The sequence below is a fragment of the Pseudomonas reactans genome, from assembly GCF_013385825.1.
Lineage (GTDB): Bacteria > Pseudomonadota > Gammaproteobacteria > Pseudomonadales > Pseudomonadaceae > Aquipseudomonas > Aquipseudomonas reactans.
On record NZ_JACAPG010000017.1, the window covers coordinates 41,031 to 59,080 of the forward strand.

The 18,050-nt window shown below is 61.7% G+C and carries 18 protein-coding genes and 1 pseudogene; 9 read left to right on the forward strand and 10 right to left on the reverse strand.

What is annotated here, in order from left to right:
- Positions 1-28: 28 nt before the first annotated feature.
- The gene (locus tag HX868_RS20055; RefSeq protein ID WP_177004155.1) at positions 29-913 is read left to right on the forward strand and encodes a LysR substrate-binding domain-containing protein; all 885 of its coding nucleotides are present in this window, start codon (positions 29-31) and stop codon (positions 911-913) included.
- Between the two features lie 109 nt (positions 914-1,022).
- Here the strand turns inward: HX868_RS20055 and HX868_RS20060 are convergent, their stop codons facing one another.
- From HX868_RS20060 to HX868_RS20070, 3 genes are read right to left on the reverse strand one after another with little or no spacing between them, the layout of a single operon-like run.
- Positions 1,023-2,315, reverse strand: a complete 1,293-nt coding sequence (locus tag HX868_RS20060) for an NAD(P)/FAD-dependent oxidoreductase (protein ID WP_177004156.1) — start codon at positions 2,313-2,315, stop codon at positions 1,023-1,025.
- Positions 2,312-3,400 (reverse strand): polyamine ABC transporter substrate-binding protein, encoded by a 1,089-nt coding sequence (locus HX868_RS20065; protein ID WP_033898190.1) that lies wholly within the window; start codon positions 3,398-3,400, stop codon positions 2,312-2,314. The genes HX868_RS20060 and HX868_RS20065 overlap by 4 nt, the downstream gene beginning before the upstream one ends.
- A gap of 24 nt (positions 3,401-3,424) precedes the next feature.
- Positions 3,425-4,783, reverse strand: coding sequence for a glutamine synthetase family protein (locus HX868_RS20070; protein ID WP_028615842.1), 1,359 nt, complete (start codon positions 4,781-4,783; stop codon positions 3,425-3,427).
- A gap of 140 nt (positions 4,784-4,923) precedes the next feature.
- Between HX868_RS20070 and HX868_RS20075 the strand changes: the two genes are divergently transcribed.
- Both HX868_RS20075 and HX868_RS20080 read left to right on the forward strand, forming a co-directional pair.
- Positions 4,924-5,820 carry a helix-turn-helix domain-containing protein gene (locus tag HX868_RS20075; protein ID WP_177004157.1) on the forward strand — a complete coding sequence of 299 codons (897 nt, stop codon included), beginning with the start codon at positions 4,924-4,926 and terminating at the stop codon, positions 5,818-5,820.
- Between the two features lie 85 nt (positions 5,821-5,905).
- Entirely contained in the window at positions 5,906-8,068 is a 2,163-nt protein-coding gene (locus tag HX868_RS20080) for a TonB-dependent siderophore receptor (protein WP_177004158.1), read from the forward strand.
- Here the strand turns inward: HX868_RS20080 and HX868_RS20085 are convergent.
- Positions 8,058-9,188: an MFS transporter gene (locus HX868_RS20085; RefSeq protein ID WP_177004159.1), complete on the reverse strand. Its 1,131-nt coding sequence runs from the start codon at positions 9,186-9,188 to the stop codon at positions 8,058-8,060. The genes HX868_RS20080 and HX868_RS20085 overlap by 11 nt on opposite strands.
- A 100-nt stretch (positions 9,189-9,288) precedes the next feature.
- Between HX868_RS20085 and HX868_RS20090 the strand changes: the two genes are divergently transcribed.
- Positions 9,289-10,059, forward strand: a complete 771-nt coding sequence (locus HX868_RS20090) for an AraC family transcriptional regulator (protein ID WP_177004160.1) — start codon at positions 9,289-9,291, stop codon at positions 10,057-10,059.
- Positions 10,060-10,062: 3 nt separating this feature from the next.
- Here HX868_RS20090 and HX868_RS20095 read toward each other — a convergent pair whose 3' ends face one another.
- The 3 genes from HX868_RS20095 to HX868_RS20105 form a co-directional block, all read right to left on the reverse strand.
- Positions 10,063-10,500: a carboxymuconolactone decarboxylase family protein gene (locus HX868_RS20095; protein ID WP_177004161.1), complete on the reverse strand. Its 438-nt coding sequence runs from the start codon at positions 10,498-10,500 to the stop codon at positions 10,063-10,065.
- 238 nt (positions 10,501-10,738) lie between these two features.
- Positions 10,739-11,284, reverse strand: coding sequence for a putative natural product biosynthesis protein (locus HX868_RS20100; protein WP_177004162.1), 546 nt, complete (start codon positions 11,282-11,284; stop codon positions 10,739-10,741).
- Positions 11,285-11,346: 62 nt separating this feature from the next.
- Positions 11,347-11,730, reverse strand: coding sequence for a DUF2946 domain-containing protein (locus tag HX868_RS20105; protein WP_177004163.1), 384 nt, complete (start codon positions 11,728-11,730; stop codon positions 11,347-11,349).
- A gap of 164 nt (positions 11,731-11,894) precedes the next feature.
- Between HX868_RS20105 and HX868_RS20110 the strand changes: the two genes are divergently transcribed.
- On the forward strand, positions 11,895-12,503 hold the full coding sequence (locus HX868_RS20110) for an SCO family protein (protein ID WP_016976099.1): 609 nt from the start codon (positions 11,895-11,897) through the stop codon (positions 12,501-12,503).
- Entirely contained in the window at positions 12,503-12,970 is a 468-nt protein-coding gene (locus HX868_RS20115) for a copper chaperone PCu(A)C (RefSeq protein ID WP_177004164.1), read from the forward strand. Before HX868_RS20110 ends, HX868_RS20115 begins: the two co-directional genes overlap by 1 nt.
- A 1-nt stretch (position 12,971) precedes the next feature.
- Here HX868_RS20115 and HX868_RS20120 read toward each other — a convergent pair whose 3' ends face one another.
- Complete coding sequence (locus HX868_RS20120) at positions 12,972-13,895, reverse strand: LysR family transcriptional regulator (protein ID WP_177004165.1); 924 nt, start codon at positions 13,893-13,895, stop codon at positions 12,972-12,974.
- 87 nt (positions 13,896-13,982) lie between these two features.
- Between HX868_RS20120 and HX868_RS20125 the strand changes: the two genes are divergently transcribed.
- On the forward strand, positions 13,983-15,014 hold the full coding sequence (locus HX868_RS20125) for an NADP-dependent oxidoreductase (protein ID WP_177004166.1): 1,032 nt from the start codon (positions 13,983-13,985) through the stop codon (positions 15,012-15,014).
- 91 nt (positions 15,015-15,105) lie between these two features.
- Complete coding sequence (locus HX868_RS20130; protein ID WP_177004167.1) at positions 15,106-15,591, forward strand: HIT family protein; 486 nt, start codon at positions 15,106-15,108, stop codon at positions 15,589-15,591.
- Positions 15,592-15,798: 207 nt separating this feature from the next.
- Here HX868_RS20130 and HX868_RS31310 read toward each other — a convergent pair.
- Positions 15,799-15,909, reverse strand: a pseudogene (locus HX868_RS31310) (GNAT family N-acetyltransferase); the annotation flags it as partial.
- A gap of 175 nt (positions 15,910-16,084) precedes the next feature.
- Here HX868_RS31310 and HX868_RS20135 point away from each other — a divergent pair.
- Complete coding sequence (locus tag HX868_RS20135; RefSeq protein ID WP_177004168.1) at positions 16,085-16,420, forward strand: hypothetical protein; 336 nt, start codon at positions 16,085-16,087, stop codon at positions 16,418-16,420.
- Here the strand turns inward: HX868_RS20135 and HX868_RS20140 are convergent.
- Positions 16,410-18,023, reverse strand: a complete 1,614-nt coding sequence (locus HX868_RS20140; protein WP_177004169.1) for an ATP-binding response regulator — start codon at positions 18,021-18,023, stop codon at positions 16,410-16,412. The genes HX868_RS20135 and HX868_RS20140 overlap by 11 nt on opposite strands.
- Positions 18,024-18,050 lie beyond the last annotated feature (27 nt).

Here is an 18,050-nt window from a genome sequence, read left to right on the forward strand (position 1 = left end):
GACCAACTTGAGTCCTTGTAGGTCTAACATGATCGATCTCCGCCAACTGCGCTACTTCGAAGTGGTCGCTGAAGAAGAACACGTCGGCCGTGCAGCCGAACGCCTGCACATCTCGCAGTCGCCGCTGAGCCGGCAGATAGCCCAGCTGGAAGAGCGGCTGGGCCTGACCTTGTTCGAACGCAGCCAGCAACGCATCCGCCTGACCCGTGACGGCCAGACCTTCCTGGCTGAAACCAAGGCGCTGCTGACCCACGCCAATCGCCTGGAATCCCTGGGCAAGCGCCTGGGCAGGGGCGAAGAAGGTGGGCTGTGCATCGGCTACATCGAAAACGCCATGCATGCCGGTGTGTTGCCCAATGCCCTGCGCGTGCTGCGCGACGACCGCCCCACCGTGCATATCAAGTTGTATAACCTGCCCTCTCTGGAACAGCTGGAAGGTCTGCGCCAACGCAGCCTGGATATCGCACTGGTGAACGAACCACCGGCCGCCGATGACCCGGACCTGATCGCGCGGCAAGTGCTGGATGACCCGATGCTGCTGGCCCTGCCTGAACACCACCCACTGGCACGCCAAAGCGAGTTGCTGCCCGAGCATCTGGCCGATCAGGAATGGATCGGTGTACAACGCAAACTTGGCGCGCCTCCAGCTGACGACTTTGTTGCTGCCTGCATTCGCGCCGGCTTCACGCCGCAGATCCCCATGGAAGCCGGTGAGCCGTTTACCGCGTTGGGGCTGGTTGCTTCGGGCCTGGGCGTGGCAATGGTGCAAAAGGGCCTGAGCCGCAATGCCCCGCCCGGCGTGGTGTTGCGGGAGTTGCCGTGGCTGAGTTACACCACACCGCTTTGGGCGGCATGGCATCGGATCAACCTGCGGCCGTTGGTGGAAACCTTCCGCAAAGTGCTCACAGATTGAACCCCCACTTGTAGGAGCTGGCTTGCCGGCGATGGCGGCAGGTCATCCACCGGATGCGTCGACTGAACCACCGCTATCGCTGGCAAGCCAGCTCCTACAGGGGATCGTGCTAGACCCACTCCTTCAGGCGGTACCACAACATCCCCAACGCCAGCAGCGGCGAGCGCAGCGCTTTCCCGCCGGGGAAGGTCATGTGTGGCACTTGGCTGAAAATATCCAGGCCTGTGCTGTGTCCGGCGTGGATGCCTTCGGCCAGCAACTTTGCGCACCAGTGCGTCACGTTCAACCCATGCCCGGAATAGCCCTGGGCATAAAACACATTCGGGTAATGCTTCAGGCGCCCCACCTGCGGGAAGCGATTGGCGGTTATGCCGATCTTGCCGCCCCACTGAAACTCAATGGCGGTATGGGCCAGTTGCGGGAACACCTTGAGCATTTTCGGCTGCATATAGGCGGCGATGTCCACCGGATCGCGGCCGGAGTAATGGCAGGCGCCGCCGAATAGCAGGCGGCGGTCAGCGGACAATCGATAGTAATCCAGGCCGACTTTCTGGTCGCACAGCGCAAGGTTCTGCGGGATCAACTGGTTGGCCACATCTTCCGACAACGGCTCGGTGGCGATGATGTAGCTGCCCGCCGGGAGTACCTTGCCGCTCAAGCGCGGTTCCAGTTCCTCCAGATGGGCATTGCAGGCCAGCACCAGGTGGTCGGCGCGCACCGTGCCGCCTGCGCAGCGCACTTGCACCGTGTCGCCGTGGTTCAGTTCAAGCACCTCAGTGTGCTCGAAGATCCGCACCCCGAGAGACTCGGCCAACTGCGCTTCACCCAATACCAAATTCAGGGGATGCAAGTGGCCAGAGCCCATGTCGACGAGACCACCGGCATATACCGCCGAACCCACGATCTGTCGCATATCCTGCGGACCCACCAGGCGCGTTTCGTGGGTATACCCCAGCTCCGCCAGGTGCGCCTGCTCGCCTTTGAATGCAGCGAACTGCGCGGGCGTATTGGCCAACTCGCAAAAGCCCCAGCGCAGGTCGCAGTCGATGCTGTGCGCACGAATACGCTCGCCCACCAACGCCACCGAGTCGATGCCGGCACGCTCCAGGTAACGCACGCCCTCCTCGCCCACGTATTTGGCAAATCCCGACACGTCATGGCCGATACCGCGAATCAACTGCCCGCCGTTGCGCCCGCTGGCGCCCCAGCCGATGCGCCGGGCTTCCAGCAGGATCACCGAGAGCCCGCGCTGGGCCAGTTCGATGGCGGTATTCACGCCAGTGAACCCGCCGCCGATCACGCACACATCGGCGGTCAGGTCGGCGCCCAATGCGGGGCGCTCCGTCAGGGCGTTGGCCGTGGCCCGGTAGTAGGACCGGGCGTGGTCAGTCGACTGCATCATTTGTTGGTCTTCACTTTGCTCCAGGCGCGGGTCATCAGGCGCATGGTCGCCGGGGTCGGCGTGGTGGAAATATAGAGTTTGTCGAGCACTTCCTGAGACGGGTACACCTCAGGGTTGTTCACCAGTTCCGGGTCCATGAAGGCCTTGGCCGCCGGGTTGGCGTTGGCATACCCCACCGAGGCGCTGACCTTGGCGATCACCTCAGGGTCGAGCAGGTAGTTGATAAAGGCATGGGCTTCTTTCGGATTGCTCGCGTCGGCGGGAATCGCCAGCAGGTCGAACCACAGGTTGGAGCCTTCCTTGGGAATCGAATAGGCGATATTCACCCCGTTCTTGGCTTCCTTGGCGCGGTTGGCGGCCTGGAACACGTCGCCGGAATAACCGAAGGCCACGCAGATATCACCGTTGGCCAAATCCGAGATGTACTTGGAGGAATGGAAGTAGGTGATGTACGGCCGCAGCGTCAGCAGCTTGGCCTCGGCCTGTTTGTAGTCCTCGGGGTTCTCGCTGCGCGGGTCCTTGCCCATGTAGTTGAGGATCGCCGGGAATAGCTCGTCCGCCGAGTCGAGGAAGGCCACGCCGCATTGGTTGAGTTTCTTGATGTTCTCGGGCTCGAACAGCACCGCCCACGAATCGATATGGTCGATGCCCAGCACCTGCTTGACCTTGTCGACGTTATAGCCGATGCCATTGGTGCCCCACAGGTACGGCACCGAGTGCGCATTGCCCGGGTCATTCTTTTCCAACAGCTTGAGCAACTTGGGGTCGAGGTTCTTGAAGTTGGGCAGTTGCGCGCGGTCGAGTTTGAGGAACGCACCGGCCTTTACCTGGCGCGCCAGGAAGTGGTTGGACGGCACCACCACGTCGTAGCCGGTGCGCCCGGCGAGCAACTTGCCCTCCAGGGTTTCGTTGGAGTCGAACACGTCGTAGATCGGCTTGATCCCGGTCTTGGCCTGGAAATCGGCCAAGGTCGTCTCGCCGATGTAGTCGGTCCAGTTGTAGACGCTGACCGTCGGCGCCGCCTGGCTGGCGCTGCTGAACGCGGCCACCAGGGCCAGCGGGAGAAGCTGTTTCACAAGACGCATATCGACACCCCTTTTTTGGTTTTTTTAGACGCTCAACAGCAGGAACTCACGCTCCCAGGAACTGATCACCCGCTTGAAATTCTCGTGTTCGGCACGTTTGACCGCGACGTAGCCACGCACGAACTTGTCGCCCAGGTACTGCTTGACCGTGTCGCAATCCTCCATGCGCGCCAGCGCATCTTCGAGGGTGAACGGCAGGCGCAGGTTGCGGCGTTCATAGGCGCGGCCCTCCACCGGCGCACTGGGTTCGATCTGCTCGATCATCCCGAGGTAGCCACACAGCAGACTAGCGGCAATCGCCAGGTAGGGATTGGCATCGGCGCCGGGCAAGCGGTTTTCCACACGCATGGCGTCGGGGCTGGAGGTGGGCACGCGCAGGCCGACGGTGCGGTTTTCTTCACCCCACTCGACGTTGACCGGTGCCGAGGTGTCCGGCAGGAAGCGGCGGAACGAGTTCACGTTGGGCGCAAACATCGGCAGCAGCTTGGGAATGTACTTCTGCAAGCCGCCGATGTGGTGAAGGAACAGTTGGCTCTTGTTGCCATCAGCGTCGACGAACACCGGTTTGCCGGTGGCGATGTCGACCACGCTCTGGTGCAGGTGCATGGCGCTGCCCGGCTCGTCAGCCACCGGCTTGGCCATAAAAGTCGCGGCGACGTTGTGCTTGAGCGCGGCCTCGCGCAGGGTGCGCTTGAACACAGTGATCTGGTCGGCCAGGTCGAGGGCGTCGCCGTGGCGGAAGTTGATTTCCATCTGCGCCGGGCCGTCTTCGTGGATCAACGTGTCGAGGTCAAGGCCCTGGGCTTCGCACCAGTCGTAGACATCTTCGAACAGTGGGTCGAATTCGTTGGCGGCATCGATGGAAAACGATTGACGCCCGGTTTCGGCGCGGCCGGAGCGGCCTATCGGGGTTTTCAGCGGCAGGTCCGGGTCTTCGCAACGCTGGGTCAGGTAGAACTCCATTTCCGGCGCGACGATCGGCTGCCAACCCTGATCGGTGTAGAGCTGCAGGACCTTCTTCAGCACGTTGCGCGGCGACAGTTCGATGGGGTTGCCCTGCTTGTCGAAAGTGTCGTGAATCACAATCGCGGTGGGCTCAATCGCCCACGGCACCACATACGTGGCGTTGGACACCGGGCGGCAGACCATGTCGATATCGGCCGGGTCGAGCAGGTCGTAGTAGATCTCGTCGTCGACAAAGTCCCCGGTTACCGTTTGCAGCAGCACACTTTCCGGCAGGCGCATGCCTCGCTCATGCAGGAACTTGTTGGTAGGCGCAATCTTGCCGCGTGCGATGCCAGTCAAATCACTGATCACGCATTCGACTTCGGTAATCTTGTGTTCTTTCAGCCAGGCGGACAGCTGATCGAAGGGGGCGTTCATAAGGACCTCGTCATGGGTTGGGTGCATGCGCCGGCTTGTACTCCTGGCGCATTGAGGTCTATCTTGATGCCGCCGCCCCTGCGGCATCTATCCACTTTGCACGAACCACAACGCACCAATAGAGTGCGCCCAGGTTACCCATGACACAGGCAACAGCTTTGCGCGTACAGGCCTTCACCACCGGTGATGTGGCCGCTCAATGCAATGCGACACCCGGTTGGGTGCAGCAGTACCAGCAGATGTCCCCAGGGCATTTTGCCGGGCGGATCCGCTACCTGGATTTGCAGGGTGTGGAGGTGTACGAAGAGTGCATGAACACCCGCGTGGAGCAGCATTTCAACGCACCGCCGGGCTCGTTGGCGTTCTGTTTCGACGGCAGCGACAACGCGCTGTATATGCTCAACGGCGAAAGCCACAACACCTGGATCACCCCGGAAAACTACCGTGAAGTGGCGGTGGTGTTCGGGCCGCAATTCGTGCAGCGCCATGGGCTGGATGTGGCGAAGCTCGAAGGCCTGTTCATGGCACCGTTGACCTGCCAGCAGAATGGGCTGTTCAGCCGCTGGCTGAGTGGCACCCTCACCCGCTTGTCCACCGAAATCGACCCCGCCAGCCGTGACGCCCTCACCCAGCAGTTGCTGGACGATTGCCTGTTTATCCTCGACAACGCCTGCGTGTGCCTGGACCGCCACTCGTTGCAGCGACGCAGCGAAGAACGCCGGCTGATGGCACGCATCGGCGAATGGGCGGCGGATGCACCGGATGAGACCGTCAACCTGCTTGAGCTGGCGCGGATAGCCGGCGTGCCGTTGCGTCAGTTGCAACAGGGCTTCAAGACCTACACCGGGATGAGCCCGGCGCAGTGGTTGCGGTTGCGCCGGTTGAATGGGGCGCGGCGGGAGTTGTTGGGCTCACCGAACGCCACCGTCGCCGAGGTGGCGATGAATTGGTCGTTCTGGCACCTGGGGCGGTTTTCCAACAGTTACCGGGCCTTGTTCAAAGAACTGCCGAGCGAAACGCTAAAGCATCGCCACTAACGGAGAAGCCTTCTCAATACCTTGTAAAACCTGGCCGATATGCCTAGCTTATGCGCCCCCCGCCCGCGCTTTAAGGCCCTGCCCCATGGTTTTGCGTTTTCGTCCCGTCGTTTCCTCACGTTTCGCCCTCGGCCTGCTGCTCAGCGGCGGCATCGGCAGCAGCCTGGCGGCTGAAATCGAGCTGCCGGCGGTGAACGTCCAGGGCCAGGAAGAGTCCGGCTATCGCAGTGAAACCGCCTCGGTGGCCGGCTTCGATGATGCGCCGCTGCTGGACACTCCGGCGTCGATCACGGTGATCAACGCCGCGCTGATCAAGGACCAGCAGGCGCGCCTGCTCAGCGAAGTGCTGCGCAACGACGCCTCGGTGGGCGACAGCTATGCGCCCATCGGCTATTACGAAAACTTCGTGGTGCGCGGCTTCTCGCTGAACGCGGCAAGCAGCTACAAGATCAACGGGCGCACCATCACGGGCGAGCAGAACGTCGCCCTGGAAAACAAGCAGCAGGTCGAAGTGCTCAAGGGCCTGGCGGGCCTGCAAAGCGGGATTTCCGAGCCAAGCGGCGTGATCAACTACGTGACCAAGCGCCCGGAAGACGTGCGCTCGGTGACCGTCTCCACCGACGATCGCGGCAGCGGCTACATCGCCACCGACGTGGGCGGCTGGTTTGGCAGCGAGCAGCAATTCGGCCTGCGCGCCAACGTGGCCCATGAAGACCTCAACTCTTATGTTGAACACGCCAATGGCCAGCGCGATTTTGTGTCCCTGGCGTTCGATTGGAACATCAGCCCCGATGCGCTGTTGCAACTGGATGCGGAATACCAGAACAAGCAACAGCGTTCGGTGCCGGGCTACCAATTGCTCGGCGGCACCGAAGTACCCCACGATGCTTCGCCGAAAAAGCTGCTGGGCCACCAGAGTGGGTCGAAGCAAGTGGGCATTGATTCACTGAACCTCAACGGCAAGTTTGAGTACCGCTTCAGCGATCAGTGGAAAGGCAGTGTCAGCGCGGCGCGCAGCAAGGTGGTGATCGATGATTACAGCTCGTTTGCCTGGGGTTGTTATGGATCGACCAGTTGCACCTCCAGCGTACCGAACTACTTCAGCCCCGAAGGCAATTACGACGTCTACGACTACCGTAGCCCCGACGACACTCGCCGTGATGATGAGATCCAGGCGGCTATGACCGGATTGTTCGACACCGCAGGCCTGGGCCATGAACTGACCTTCGGCACCAGTGCATTCCGCCGGGTGATCGACAAGCGCAAATCGGTCAACGAGTTCATCGGCACCACCAACATCGACGTAGACGCTCCGACATTCACGCCAACCGACAAGCCCCTGAACGACAGCCACCGCAACCTCGATAGCCGTCAATACGGCGTGTTCGTCACCGACCGAATCCGTTTCAACGAGCAATGGCAAACCATCCTCGGCGGCCGTGAAGTGCGTCTGGATGAAAAGGCCTTTGACAGCGTCACTGGGAGCCAGACCCGCCACACCCAGCAATACGTATTCCTGCCTCAAGCCTCATTGATCTACAAACCGGTGGAGAACGTTTCGCTCTACACCAGCTACAGCAAGGGCCTATCACTAGGTGGTACAGCGCCGTGGTTCGCGAACAACGCAGATGAAACACTCGCCCCCACCACCTCACGTCAAATCGAAGCCGGGGTGAAATACGACTGGCGCCGCATGAGCTTCACCGCCGCTGTATTCCAGACCCGCCAGGCCTACCAATACGCCAAGCCGGACGGCACGGGGAAATTCGACTACGTGCAACAAGGCGAACAGAAGAACACGGGCCTGGAACTGTCGGCCAATGGCTGGGCCACCGAGCGCCTGCAGATCGCAACCAGCGTGGCGGCGATTCGGGCGCGGGTGACCGGCAGCGGTACTGCGGATTATGAGGGCCACCAAGCGATCAACGTGCCCAAGCTGCGCGCCAGTGTGTATGCCGATTATGCATTGCCATGGGTGAACGGCCTGGCGCTACTCGGCGGCGTGCAATACAGCGCCAAGAAGTACGCCAACCGCAGCGGCAATGTGGAGGTGGGGGATTACGCAGTGGTGAACGTCGGCAGCCGCTACACCACCAAAGTGAGCGGCTATGAGACGGTGTTCCGCCTGAGCGTCGACAACCTGTTCGACAAGCGCTACTGGCGCGACGCGGGCGAATACATGGGCGATGACTATCTGTTCCAGGGCGCGCCGTTGACGGCACGCCTGAGTGCTTCGGTCAATTTCTGAACACACGCGGCGCTGCCAGCCACAGCGCCGCCAAGCCGCACGTCAACAGGCTCCAGCCAAGGTCCTGAGCCCAGGTAACCAAGGTCAACCCGGCGCCAATCGCCAGGTAATAGAGCAAGCCAAAAACGGCCGCAGCGGTACCAAGGCGGTCTTGATAATCCACCAATGCCGCCCCCAGCACGTTGGGAATCGCCATGCCGAACGCCAGCACCACCAGCAACATCGGCCCCACGAACAGCCAGCTCTCCTGCAACATCAGGACCGACAGACCGCCTGACAGCGCCACCCCTGCGGCGACCAGCACCAACTGCTCGCCATTCAGGCCACGCTTGAGCAAGACTTTGTTCAGCCATGCCCCAAGCCCCGATCCAAGCGCGAGCAACACACCGCTGTAGCCGAACTCGGCAGCAGACAAACCCAGCCGTGCGAAGATAAACGGCCCCACGCTGTAGTAACCAAACAGCGCAATATTGAACGCCGCCACCAGGCCGACGGAACGCCATACCCCGAGGTCCCGGAGCATCAGGCCTACGGTTTGGCCCAGGGGCGATGTCGGCAGGGACGCCGGACGCGTCTCGGGCAAGGCCCACAGGCAGGCGAACCACAATCCCGCCGCTGTCAGCAGCAAGCCCGTGAGCATGCCGCGATAGCCGAAATACTGCACCAAGGTCGCGCCGCTGAACAGGCCAAGTGCCGGGCTGGCGGCCAGGGCAATCCCCATCATGGAAAACACCTGGGCCAACTGCGCGCCGTGAAAGCGGTCGCGCAACAGCGTCTGCGTGGCCACTGAGCCAACCGCCGCGCCGAAGGCCGCGATAGCCTGGGCCGATAGCAGACCGTTGAACGTGCTCACACTCAAGGCCAGCAGCGTGGCGGCAACATACAGTCCCAGCCCGGCCAACATCACCGGACGCCGGCCCCAGCGATCACACAACCGTCCCCACACCACCACGCCAAACGCAAACGCCAGGAAGTACACCGACAAGGTCTGCCCCGCCCGTTCAGGCACGACGGCGAAGGCCTGGCCGATGTCACCCAGGGCCGGGCTATAGAGGGTTTGGGCCAGTTGCGGGAACATCAGCAGCGCCACGGCCAGCACCAACAGTTTTTGAGATGTCATGGACAGGACCTTCACGGGAAAACAAGCGGAAGGATTCTAAGCGGCGGGGACTGGGGTATTATCCAGACTTCGACAATATATCCATGAAATCGGACAAACCATGGCTTGGCTCGCCGCCGACGCATCCTTCGACCCGGACAGCTACCTGGCTCCCGTCATCGGCATCGCCGCCCTCCTCGGCGACCACGACTCCGGCCTGCATCACCACCGGCGTGGTCAACTGCTGTTTACCCAACACGGCTGCACCCGCATTACCCTGGACAATCAACTGTGCCTGCTGCCACCGACCCGCGCGGCGTGGATACCTTGCGGTGTGCATCACCGTGCGGTGATGAGCAAGACGGTGGATTACCGCTCGGTGTACCTGAGCCCAGCCGTTGCGGCCCTGTTGCCGACGGCGGTGCGGGTGATCGAAGTGAGCGCCTTGCTACGCGCGGTGCTGGAGCCGATGGCCATGGCCCCGTTCGAGACCGATTGGCTCACCGGCCGATATGCCCATTTGCTGGCGTTGTGCCTGGAGGAAATCCAGGGTGCGGCCGAGCAACGCATGCTCCTGCCCTTGCCGCAGGACAAGCGCCTGGCACCATTGCTGGCCAATCTCGAACGCTTGCCACCCACGTTGCAAGACCTGGAAAAGCAAATCGGCGCCAGCACCAAGACCATTGGCCGGATCTTCCTGCGGGAAACCGGCCTGGGCTATCAGCAATGGCGCCAGCAGTGGCGCTTGATGCGCGTCATCGAGTTGCTCGCTACCGGGCGCAGTATCGGCTACTGCGCCTTTGAGCTGGGCTTTGCCAGCGACAGCGCATTGATCGCCTTCTTCAAGGGCATGACCGGCACCACGCCACGTGGCTATTTCAAATCAGGTTGAGCCTCACTTCGGCATCTTGCGAAAGCCCACGGCCAGACGGTTCCAACTGTTGATGGTGGCGATGGCCACGCTCAGGTCGATCTGCTCCTGGGCACTGAACTCGGCGGCCAGTGCGTTGAAGTCTTCGTCCGGGGCGTGGGTGCGGCTGATCAGGGTCAGGCTCTCGGCCCAAGCCAGGGCGGCGCGTTCACGCGGGGTGAAGAATGGCGTTTCGCGCCAGGCCGAGACGGTGTACAAGCGGCGCTCGGTTTCGCCGCCTTTGCGGGCGTCGGCGGTGTGCATGTCGAGGCAGAAGGCGCAGCCGTTGATTTGCGAGACGCGCAGGCGGACCAGTTCCAACAGGGGCAGTTCGATGGACAGTTTGCCAACGGCGGCTTCCAGGGCGAGCATGGCTTTCATGGCGTCTGGGGAGGCGGTGTAGAAATCAGTACGGGTTTGCATGATGTTGCTCCAGGGCAGTGGGGATTGATGGCTAGGTTAGTCATCGGGCCTTGGGGGAGGAATATCCAATTTGGGGGAAGAATGGGTGACCAATTGGTTTGGAGTGTCGACGACCACCTGAAGCAGTAGCGCGTGGTATTCGTCCAAGGCAACGGCGTGGCCTGGGACCCCGCCGCAACCTTCAATGCCGAACACCACATCGCGGTGACAGGCGTCAAACCATGGATCCGACAGCACCTCAAGGCACCGACAACCACCCACTGAAACCGCCCGGCGCTTTTAACGGGCACCAGGCGAAATCCCAGGATGACGGCGGCAACGCCTGCGGTTCGGTACCGACAGCGCGGGCGTCTTTCCAGTCGACAACCCGTGACGACTGCCAGGCCAGGGCCACACCCTGGGCCTGACTTTCATCCGTATTGACCCACCGCGCCGCAGCCGCCGCCATGAACGCCTCGATCGGCTCGTCGTCGATCTGCGACCGATACGGCGAGCCCAGCAGCCAACGGCAGACATTCAGGTGATAGGTCCAATCCAGCGGCGGCCGGTTGCGATAGGCCCAGGTCATGAAGCTGCGAAACAGGTTCAACCCTTCAGGCGGATCCAGCTTGAGCAGCGCCGGGCAGATATCGAACAAGGTGTGCCAATACGGCAACAATCGCGCATCCAGGTGCACAAAGCTGCGGGAGTTACTCGGGTATTCCGGCGGCATCGGTTCCGCGTGCAGGCGGCGGGACGCCTTGCTGACCAGGCGGCTGGCGCCTGCGGGCAACAGGTGGTTCATGAAACGCACTCTCAGTCATGACGAGGGAATGCCGCCCGATCACGGGAGGCCCAAGGCATACGTCAGAATGCGGGAGAGGCGCGGGGGTTGGCCGAGGGCCAGGAATAGCGCGGTGGCGCCTTGTTGCGCCGTTCGTGAGCCGGGCGCGGGGTTTGCCCCAGGCCCAGCAACCAGGCCAGGCCGACCAGAAACACCAGGGCAACCGTCAAGGCGTTGCAGACCGGGCAAGCAAAGTAGTTCGAGATGTTGCTGGAAGACGGGCTGCCCAACCCTTTGTCGGAAAGTGGCGCCTGCTTGCCGTCCACCGAACAAAACGCCCCGCCGATGCCATTCAGTTCCTGGCCCATCATCTGCCCATGCCCCAAACCGCAGACGAACAGGTTCATCAGCACGCAGAAGTACAGGGCCCAGGCAATCAGGGAACGGTCGGGGTAACTCAATTTCATGGCGGCGACTCTACCACCAGAGCCGCCAAATGATGAAATGTCGCAGGCCCCTGTGGCAGAACGTCGCAGATTACGTGCACTTCCCAGGGTTGGTAGACTGGGCGCCCTCAAAGCCTGACGTATTGATCCAGAGCAATGCAGGCGTTTCACAGGATGCACAGTTGATGAGTACCTTATTCACCCGCCGCAAAGTGCTGACCGGAATGGGCCTGCTGGGCCTGGGCAGCCTGCTGGGCGGCTGTGACTACAGCCCCAAGCTGAACTTCAAGTACGGCAAGGACCTGAGCGACAAGATCATGGGCCGTACCTTCAAGCTCAAGAACACCGACGGCGAAACCGTCACCTTGAGCTCGTTCCGTGGACTGATGCCGGTGGTGTTCTTCGGCTTCACCCAATGCCCGGCCGTGTGCCCGACCACCCTGGCGCGCGCCGCGCAGGCCAAGAAGTTGATGGGCCGCGACGGCGAAATCATGCAGGTGGTGTTTATCACCCTGGACCCGGAACGCGACACGCCGGAGATTCTCGACAAGTACGTCAAGGCCTTCGATCCGAGCTTCGAAGCGCTGTACGGCACCCCGGAAGAAATTGCCGTGGCCGCCAAGGAATTCGGGATCTTTTATGAAAAGATCCCGGCTGGCGACACCTACACCCTGTCCCACACCGCCACCAGTTTCGTGTTCGACACCCGTGGCAACCTGCGCCTGGGCCTGCAGGCATCCCTTACCGCTAAAGAGTGCGCAGAAGACCTGCTCACCGTCATGGAGGTCTGCTAATGACTGCCGTTCAACACCTCAAACGCACCCTCATCGGCCTGACCCTGCTGGGCCTTGCCGCCCACGCCAGCGCCCAGGTGCAAGTGACCGACGCCTGGGTACGCGCCACCGTGCCGGGCCAGCCGTCCAGCGGCGCGTTCATGACCGTCACCGCCGACAGCGACAGCAAGTTGCTGAGCGTGGCCTCGCCGGTGGCCAAGGACGTGCAGATCCATGAAATGAGCATGAAGGACGACGTCATGCGCATGGGCCCGGTGGACTCCGTGGCCCTGCCCGCCGGCAAGGCCGTGAGCCTCGACCCCAACGGCTACCACGTGATGCTGATGGGCCTGACCGGCCAGATCAAGGAAGGTGACCAAGTGCCGCTGACCCTGACTGTGCAAAACGCCAAGGGCGAGAAGCAGTCGATTGAAGTGAAGGCGCCGGCCCGTGGCGTGGATGGGATGGACCACAGCAAGATGCATTGATTCACAGCAAGCGGCTGGGTGTATCGCAACGGATCAGGCCGCCTGACCTTGGCTGCGTCATCAGGTGAAAACTCTCGCTGAGCAACTCGACCGTCGCGCGAATGCTCTCGGTCTGACGCGGTACCGCGAATAATCCGTAATTGACGCTCAACACTGGACTGCCGCTGGGGCCCAATGCGATTACGCGCATGGTGTCGGGGCGAATATTTTCAGCCGGCAGCAACGCGACACCCAGGCCGCTTTCCACGGCCGCCATGATTACGCCGATATTCGGGCTGGTGACGGTCACACGGAAATCGCGGCCGGCGGTCAACAACGCGTCGAACATCAGGCGCCGCCACGCGCAAGGTTCGGCATACACGATCACATCCAACGCCAACGCCGGGTCGATTTGATCATCGATCCCGCACACCCAATACAACGGCATATTCCAGGTATGCACGGGGTCGGCGGCAAATACCGAGCTCACGCCAATGGCCACGTCGAGCAAACCATCGTGCCAGCGCTCAGCGAGCGCATCGCCGTGGTCCACGGTGATGTCCATGTGTACATGGGGGCTGGCACGGCGTAAACGGCCCAGGGCGGCGGGCAACGCCGAGACGGCGACATCTTCCGACAGGCCGACGCGCACCGTGCCCATTACCGTACGCTCCTTCAAGCGTGTCGCCACTGTTTCGCCCAACGCCAGGATGCGTGTGGCATAGCTGAGCAACAGTTCCCCCTCAGTGGTCGGCACCACGCCACGCCCGGTGCGCCGCAACAGGCGTTGCCCGAGCACCTCTTCCAAGCGGCGAATCTGCGCGCTCAGCGCCGATTGCGCCCTGCCCGCCTGTTGCGCGGCGCCACTGAGGCTGCCGTGATGACACACCGCGACAAAGGTGCGCAGCAAATAGGGTTCAAATGCGTCGGATATCATGTTTGGCATAACTCTGAATCAACTGCTATCAGCCTACCTTGATACCCACCGTATGACTACGCTGCTCATCCTGTTCAATCAGTGAGTAGAAACATCATGGATACCCCCCAAAACCCGCGCATCGTATTGGCCGCTCGTCCCGAAGGTCGCCCGAAAACCACCGATTTCCGCCTTGAATACGCACCGATCCCCGAGCCGAACGATGGGCAGGTGCTGCTGGAAAACCTTTACCTGTCTCTCGACCCTTACATGCGCTGGCGCATGAGTGCCGCCAAATCGTATGCCGAGCCGGTGGGCATCGGTGAAGTGATGGTGGGCGGCACCGTGGCGCGTATCAAGCACTCACGTCACGCCGATTGGCACGCAGGCGATCTCGTATTGGCCTACGCCGGCTGGCAGCGCTTCGCGTTGTCTGACGGGCAAGACCTGCGCCGCCTGGATCCAGGCATCGCACCGCTGACCACCGCCCTCGGCGTGCTGGGCATGCCGGGTTTCACGGCCTACGCCGGCCTGCTCAATATCGGCAAGCCCAAACCCGGCGAAACCGTAGTCGTCGCAGCCGCCAGCGGTGCAGTCGGCTCAGTGGTCGGCCAGATTGCCCGCCTGCACGGTGCTCGTGCCGTGGGTATTGCCGGTGGAGCGGACAAGTGCGCATTCGTGAAAGACGACTTGGGCTTTGATGCGGTCATTGACCACCGCGCCCCCGACTTTGCCGAGCAGTTGGCCAGGGCGTGCCCCCAGGGTATCGACGTGTACTTTGAGAACGTCGCCGGGCCTGTGTGGGATGCCGTGCGACCGCTGCTCAATGATTTTGCGCGTATACCCGTGTGCGGGCTGATCGCTCATTACAACGATGGCGCCCTTCAGGAAGCAACGATGGACCGATTGCCTGCAACGATGCATGACATTCTCGCCAAGAGCCTGACCGTGCGTGGGTTTATCCAGACCGAGTTTGTCGATCAGCAGCAGGACACATTCCTGCACGAGGCCGCGCAGTGGATCGCCGAAGGCAAACTCAAATGGCGCGAGGACATTGTCGACGGCCTGGCGCGGGCACCCGAAGCGTTTATCGGGCTGCTGGAAGGTCGCAATTTCGGCAAGTTGATCGTGCGCCTCAATCCACAATAAACGGAGTCGCTTGAGGCTATCCACCCGGAACGAGGGACCGTCGACACCGATATGCAGGTATTCTGCAGACACAGCTCTCATGGATACGCTTATGCAGATCGACCCGGCCTACATTCTTCTCGAAACCGAACACTGGCGGCTTAACCATCACGTGGATTCAGCACTGCCGGGTTACCTGATGCTGGGCGCCAGGGCACCGATCCACTCCCTGGCCGCTATGCCGGACGCGGCGTTAGCGGAACTGGGTGGATTGCTGGCGAAGACCCAGCGAGTGATAGAGACGCAACTCAAGCCGAAATGGCTGTATATCAGCCGCTATGGACACATGCCGGGATTCCCGCTGCATTTTCATTTCATCCCGGTGTACGACTGGGTGGAGGAAGCATTCTGGCGGGATGATCGGTATCGGTTGCTGCAGGATTTTGGCTCGCAGCCCCCGGCGCAAGCGTTGACCGATGGCGTTGAGTTAACGCTGTTTGTGTGGCGTGAGTTTGGCGAGAGCCTCACACCACCGATAATCCACGGAGCCTCGGTGGCGCAGGTCATCGAACGCCTACAGGCACGTTTTGATGATTGAAACAGTTCCACTGTAGGAGCTGGCTTGCCAGCGAAAATCGTCAACGATGACGCGGGTGTTCTGGATGAATGCAGCGTCCTTGATTTTTTCGCCGGCAAGCCGGCTCCTACAGGGGCTGGGTGTCAGGTCGTAAGGTGTTTAGTCATCGGGATACAGGCCAACTGCAAGCCTGATGGCGAGTGATAGACCGCCTGTTCATCTCCCGCGTACCATCTGCTCCTGAGTGTACGCGCCGATGAATTGGCTTCGAATGGCCTGCAAGCGGATGTCGAACGCTACCTGGGCATCCTCTGGAGTGGCCCGTTTTATCTCCAGCATTTCACGCTCCTTCCATGAAATCATCGTGCCATTAGCACACTTGTGCTAATCGACCCTACTCCCCTGCGGCGCTATATTCCCCGGCACTTCCAACGCTCCTTCGGCACCGTGCATCTCTTGCGCGTGGGCGTGTTGTGCGCTGGAAAAACCATAACAACCCCAAGGAAGAAGCACCATGAAACTGCAATCCTCTGTTACCCGCCTTACCCTGTTGGGTGCCCTGTTCATCGGCGTCGCCGGCTGCAGCAACATCAAGCCCACCGAAGACCACCTCAAGACGCTGTCGGAAACCAACCTGGGCGAACCGGTCAAGCGTATCTCCAACGTACGCAGCGACTCGATGACCACCTACTACGTCGCCAGCGCGGCATCCGGCGAGTACAACTGCTCAGTGCCCAGCGGTGCCAGCGGCGGTGCGTTCGCGGTGGCGAGCTTTGGGCTGATGAAGCCTGCCGCCTACTGCCAGCCCAAAGGTGCACGGGGCAACCCACTGCAGGGCTTCACCCAGTAACCGCCTCCTGGCTCAGGTCCCGCAGAACACCGCGCAGTTCAGCGGGGCGCACCGGCTTGGAGAGAATGGCGATCTGACGGTCGTGCAACGCGGCCTGGATTTTCTCCACATCGTGCCCAGTGAGGATCAGCGCCGGGACCGCCCAGCCACGTTGCTCGCGCAGAGCGTCGATGCATTCGATGCCAGTGGCGTGGTTACCCAGATCGTAGTCGGCGACGATAATGTCGCAGTCGCTGACCAGGTCACGCCCCGAAGACTCCGCCTGCACGTCGCACCCCCAGCGCTCCAGCAGCGCCTGGGTGGCGAGCAGCACGTTGTGGTCATCTTCGACCAGGCACACCTTCAAACCGGTGAGCAACCCGGCCTGGCGCGTTTCATCACGCGGTGCCGTTGCTCGCGGCGCGGTGGCCAGGGTGAGGCCATACAGGCTCACGGAAGTACCCTGACCCACCCGTGAACGCAGGCTCACTTGAACCCCCATCAACTGCCCCAGGCGCTTGACGATGGACAGCCCGAGGCCCACGCCTTCGACGTCTTTGTCACGCAGGTGGCGTACCCGATAAAACTCCTCGAAGACCTTTGACAGATGCTCCTCGGCAATCCCTCGCCCTCGGTCATGAATCTCTACCGCCAAGCCGCCGTCGCGAATACGCACGCCGATCAGCACCGGACGATGCGCGCCATATTTGAAGCAATTGGACAGCACGTTCTGCACCATGGTCGCCAACAGCGCCGGGTCGACCAGCACCCAGTGCGCGCACGGCCGCAAGCGCAATTCCACGCCGGCCCAGCGCGCGGCCTCGGCGTTCTGGCGCACCAGATCGGCGAGGAACTCTCCCAGGTGCACCGCTTGGTACTTGGGCAGCAGGCGACCGTTGTCGAGGGTATAGAGGTCCAGAATCGAGCGGAACAGTTGCGATACGTTGAGCAGCGAACGGTCGATATTGTCCACCAGCCTCCGCTCTTCATCGCCCAACCGGGCTTCGCGCAGGCACGCAGTGAACAAACCGATGGAGTGAATGGGCTGGCGCAGGTCGTGGCTGGCCTGAGCGAGGAAACGCGACTTTTCCAGGTTGGCGGCGATGGCTTGCTCGGACGCCTTGCGTGTGCGTTCCAGCAGGATATGCGCGTACACCGGGATCACCGTGCTGGTGATCATCAGCATCAGCACCATGAACGGCTGCGCCTGCCAGACCGGCGTGAGGCGGTACACGATCAGCAACGCCAGCAGTGCCAACGCAGTGGCAATCGCCAGGTAACGCGAGCCGTAGCGCATGCCATTGCCGAGGTTGACCCACACCATCACCGCATACAGCGGCAAGGCCGCCTCGCCGCCGACCACCATGCCGAACGAGGTGCCGGTGTAGTCATGAATCATGCCGAAGATCCGCCGCGCCGGATAATGCCCGGGCCATCGGGCGATCACCTGACGCAATACGATGGAAGCCAGCAGGAACAGGAAGATATACAGGATCACCGGCAGGTAGGTGTCCACCGACTGTCCGGGCAGGAAGCCCAAGGCGCCGATGTAGACGATTGCGATGCTGGCCACCACGATGCGCAGGTTGGCCTGGTCGAGTTCGGAGTTGGTCTCAAGACTCATGGGGTTACGTCCTTGTGCGGCAATCAA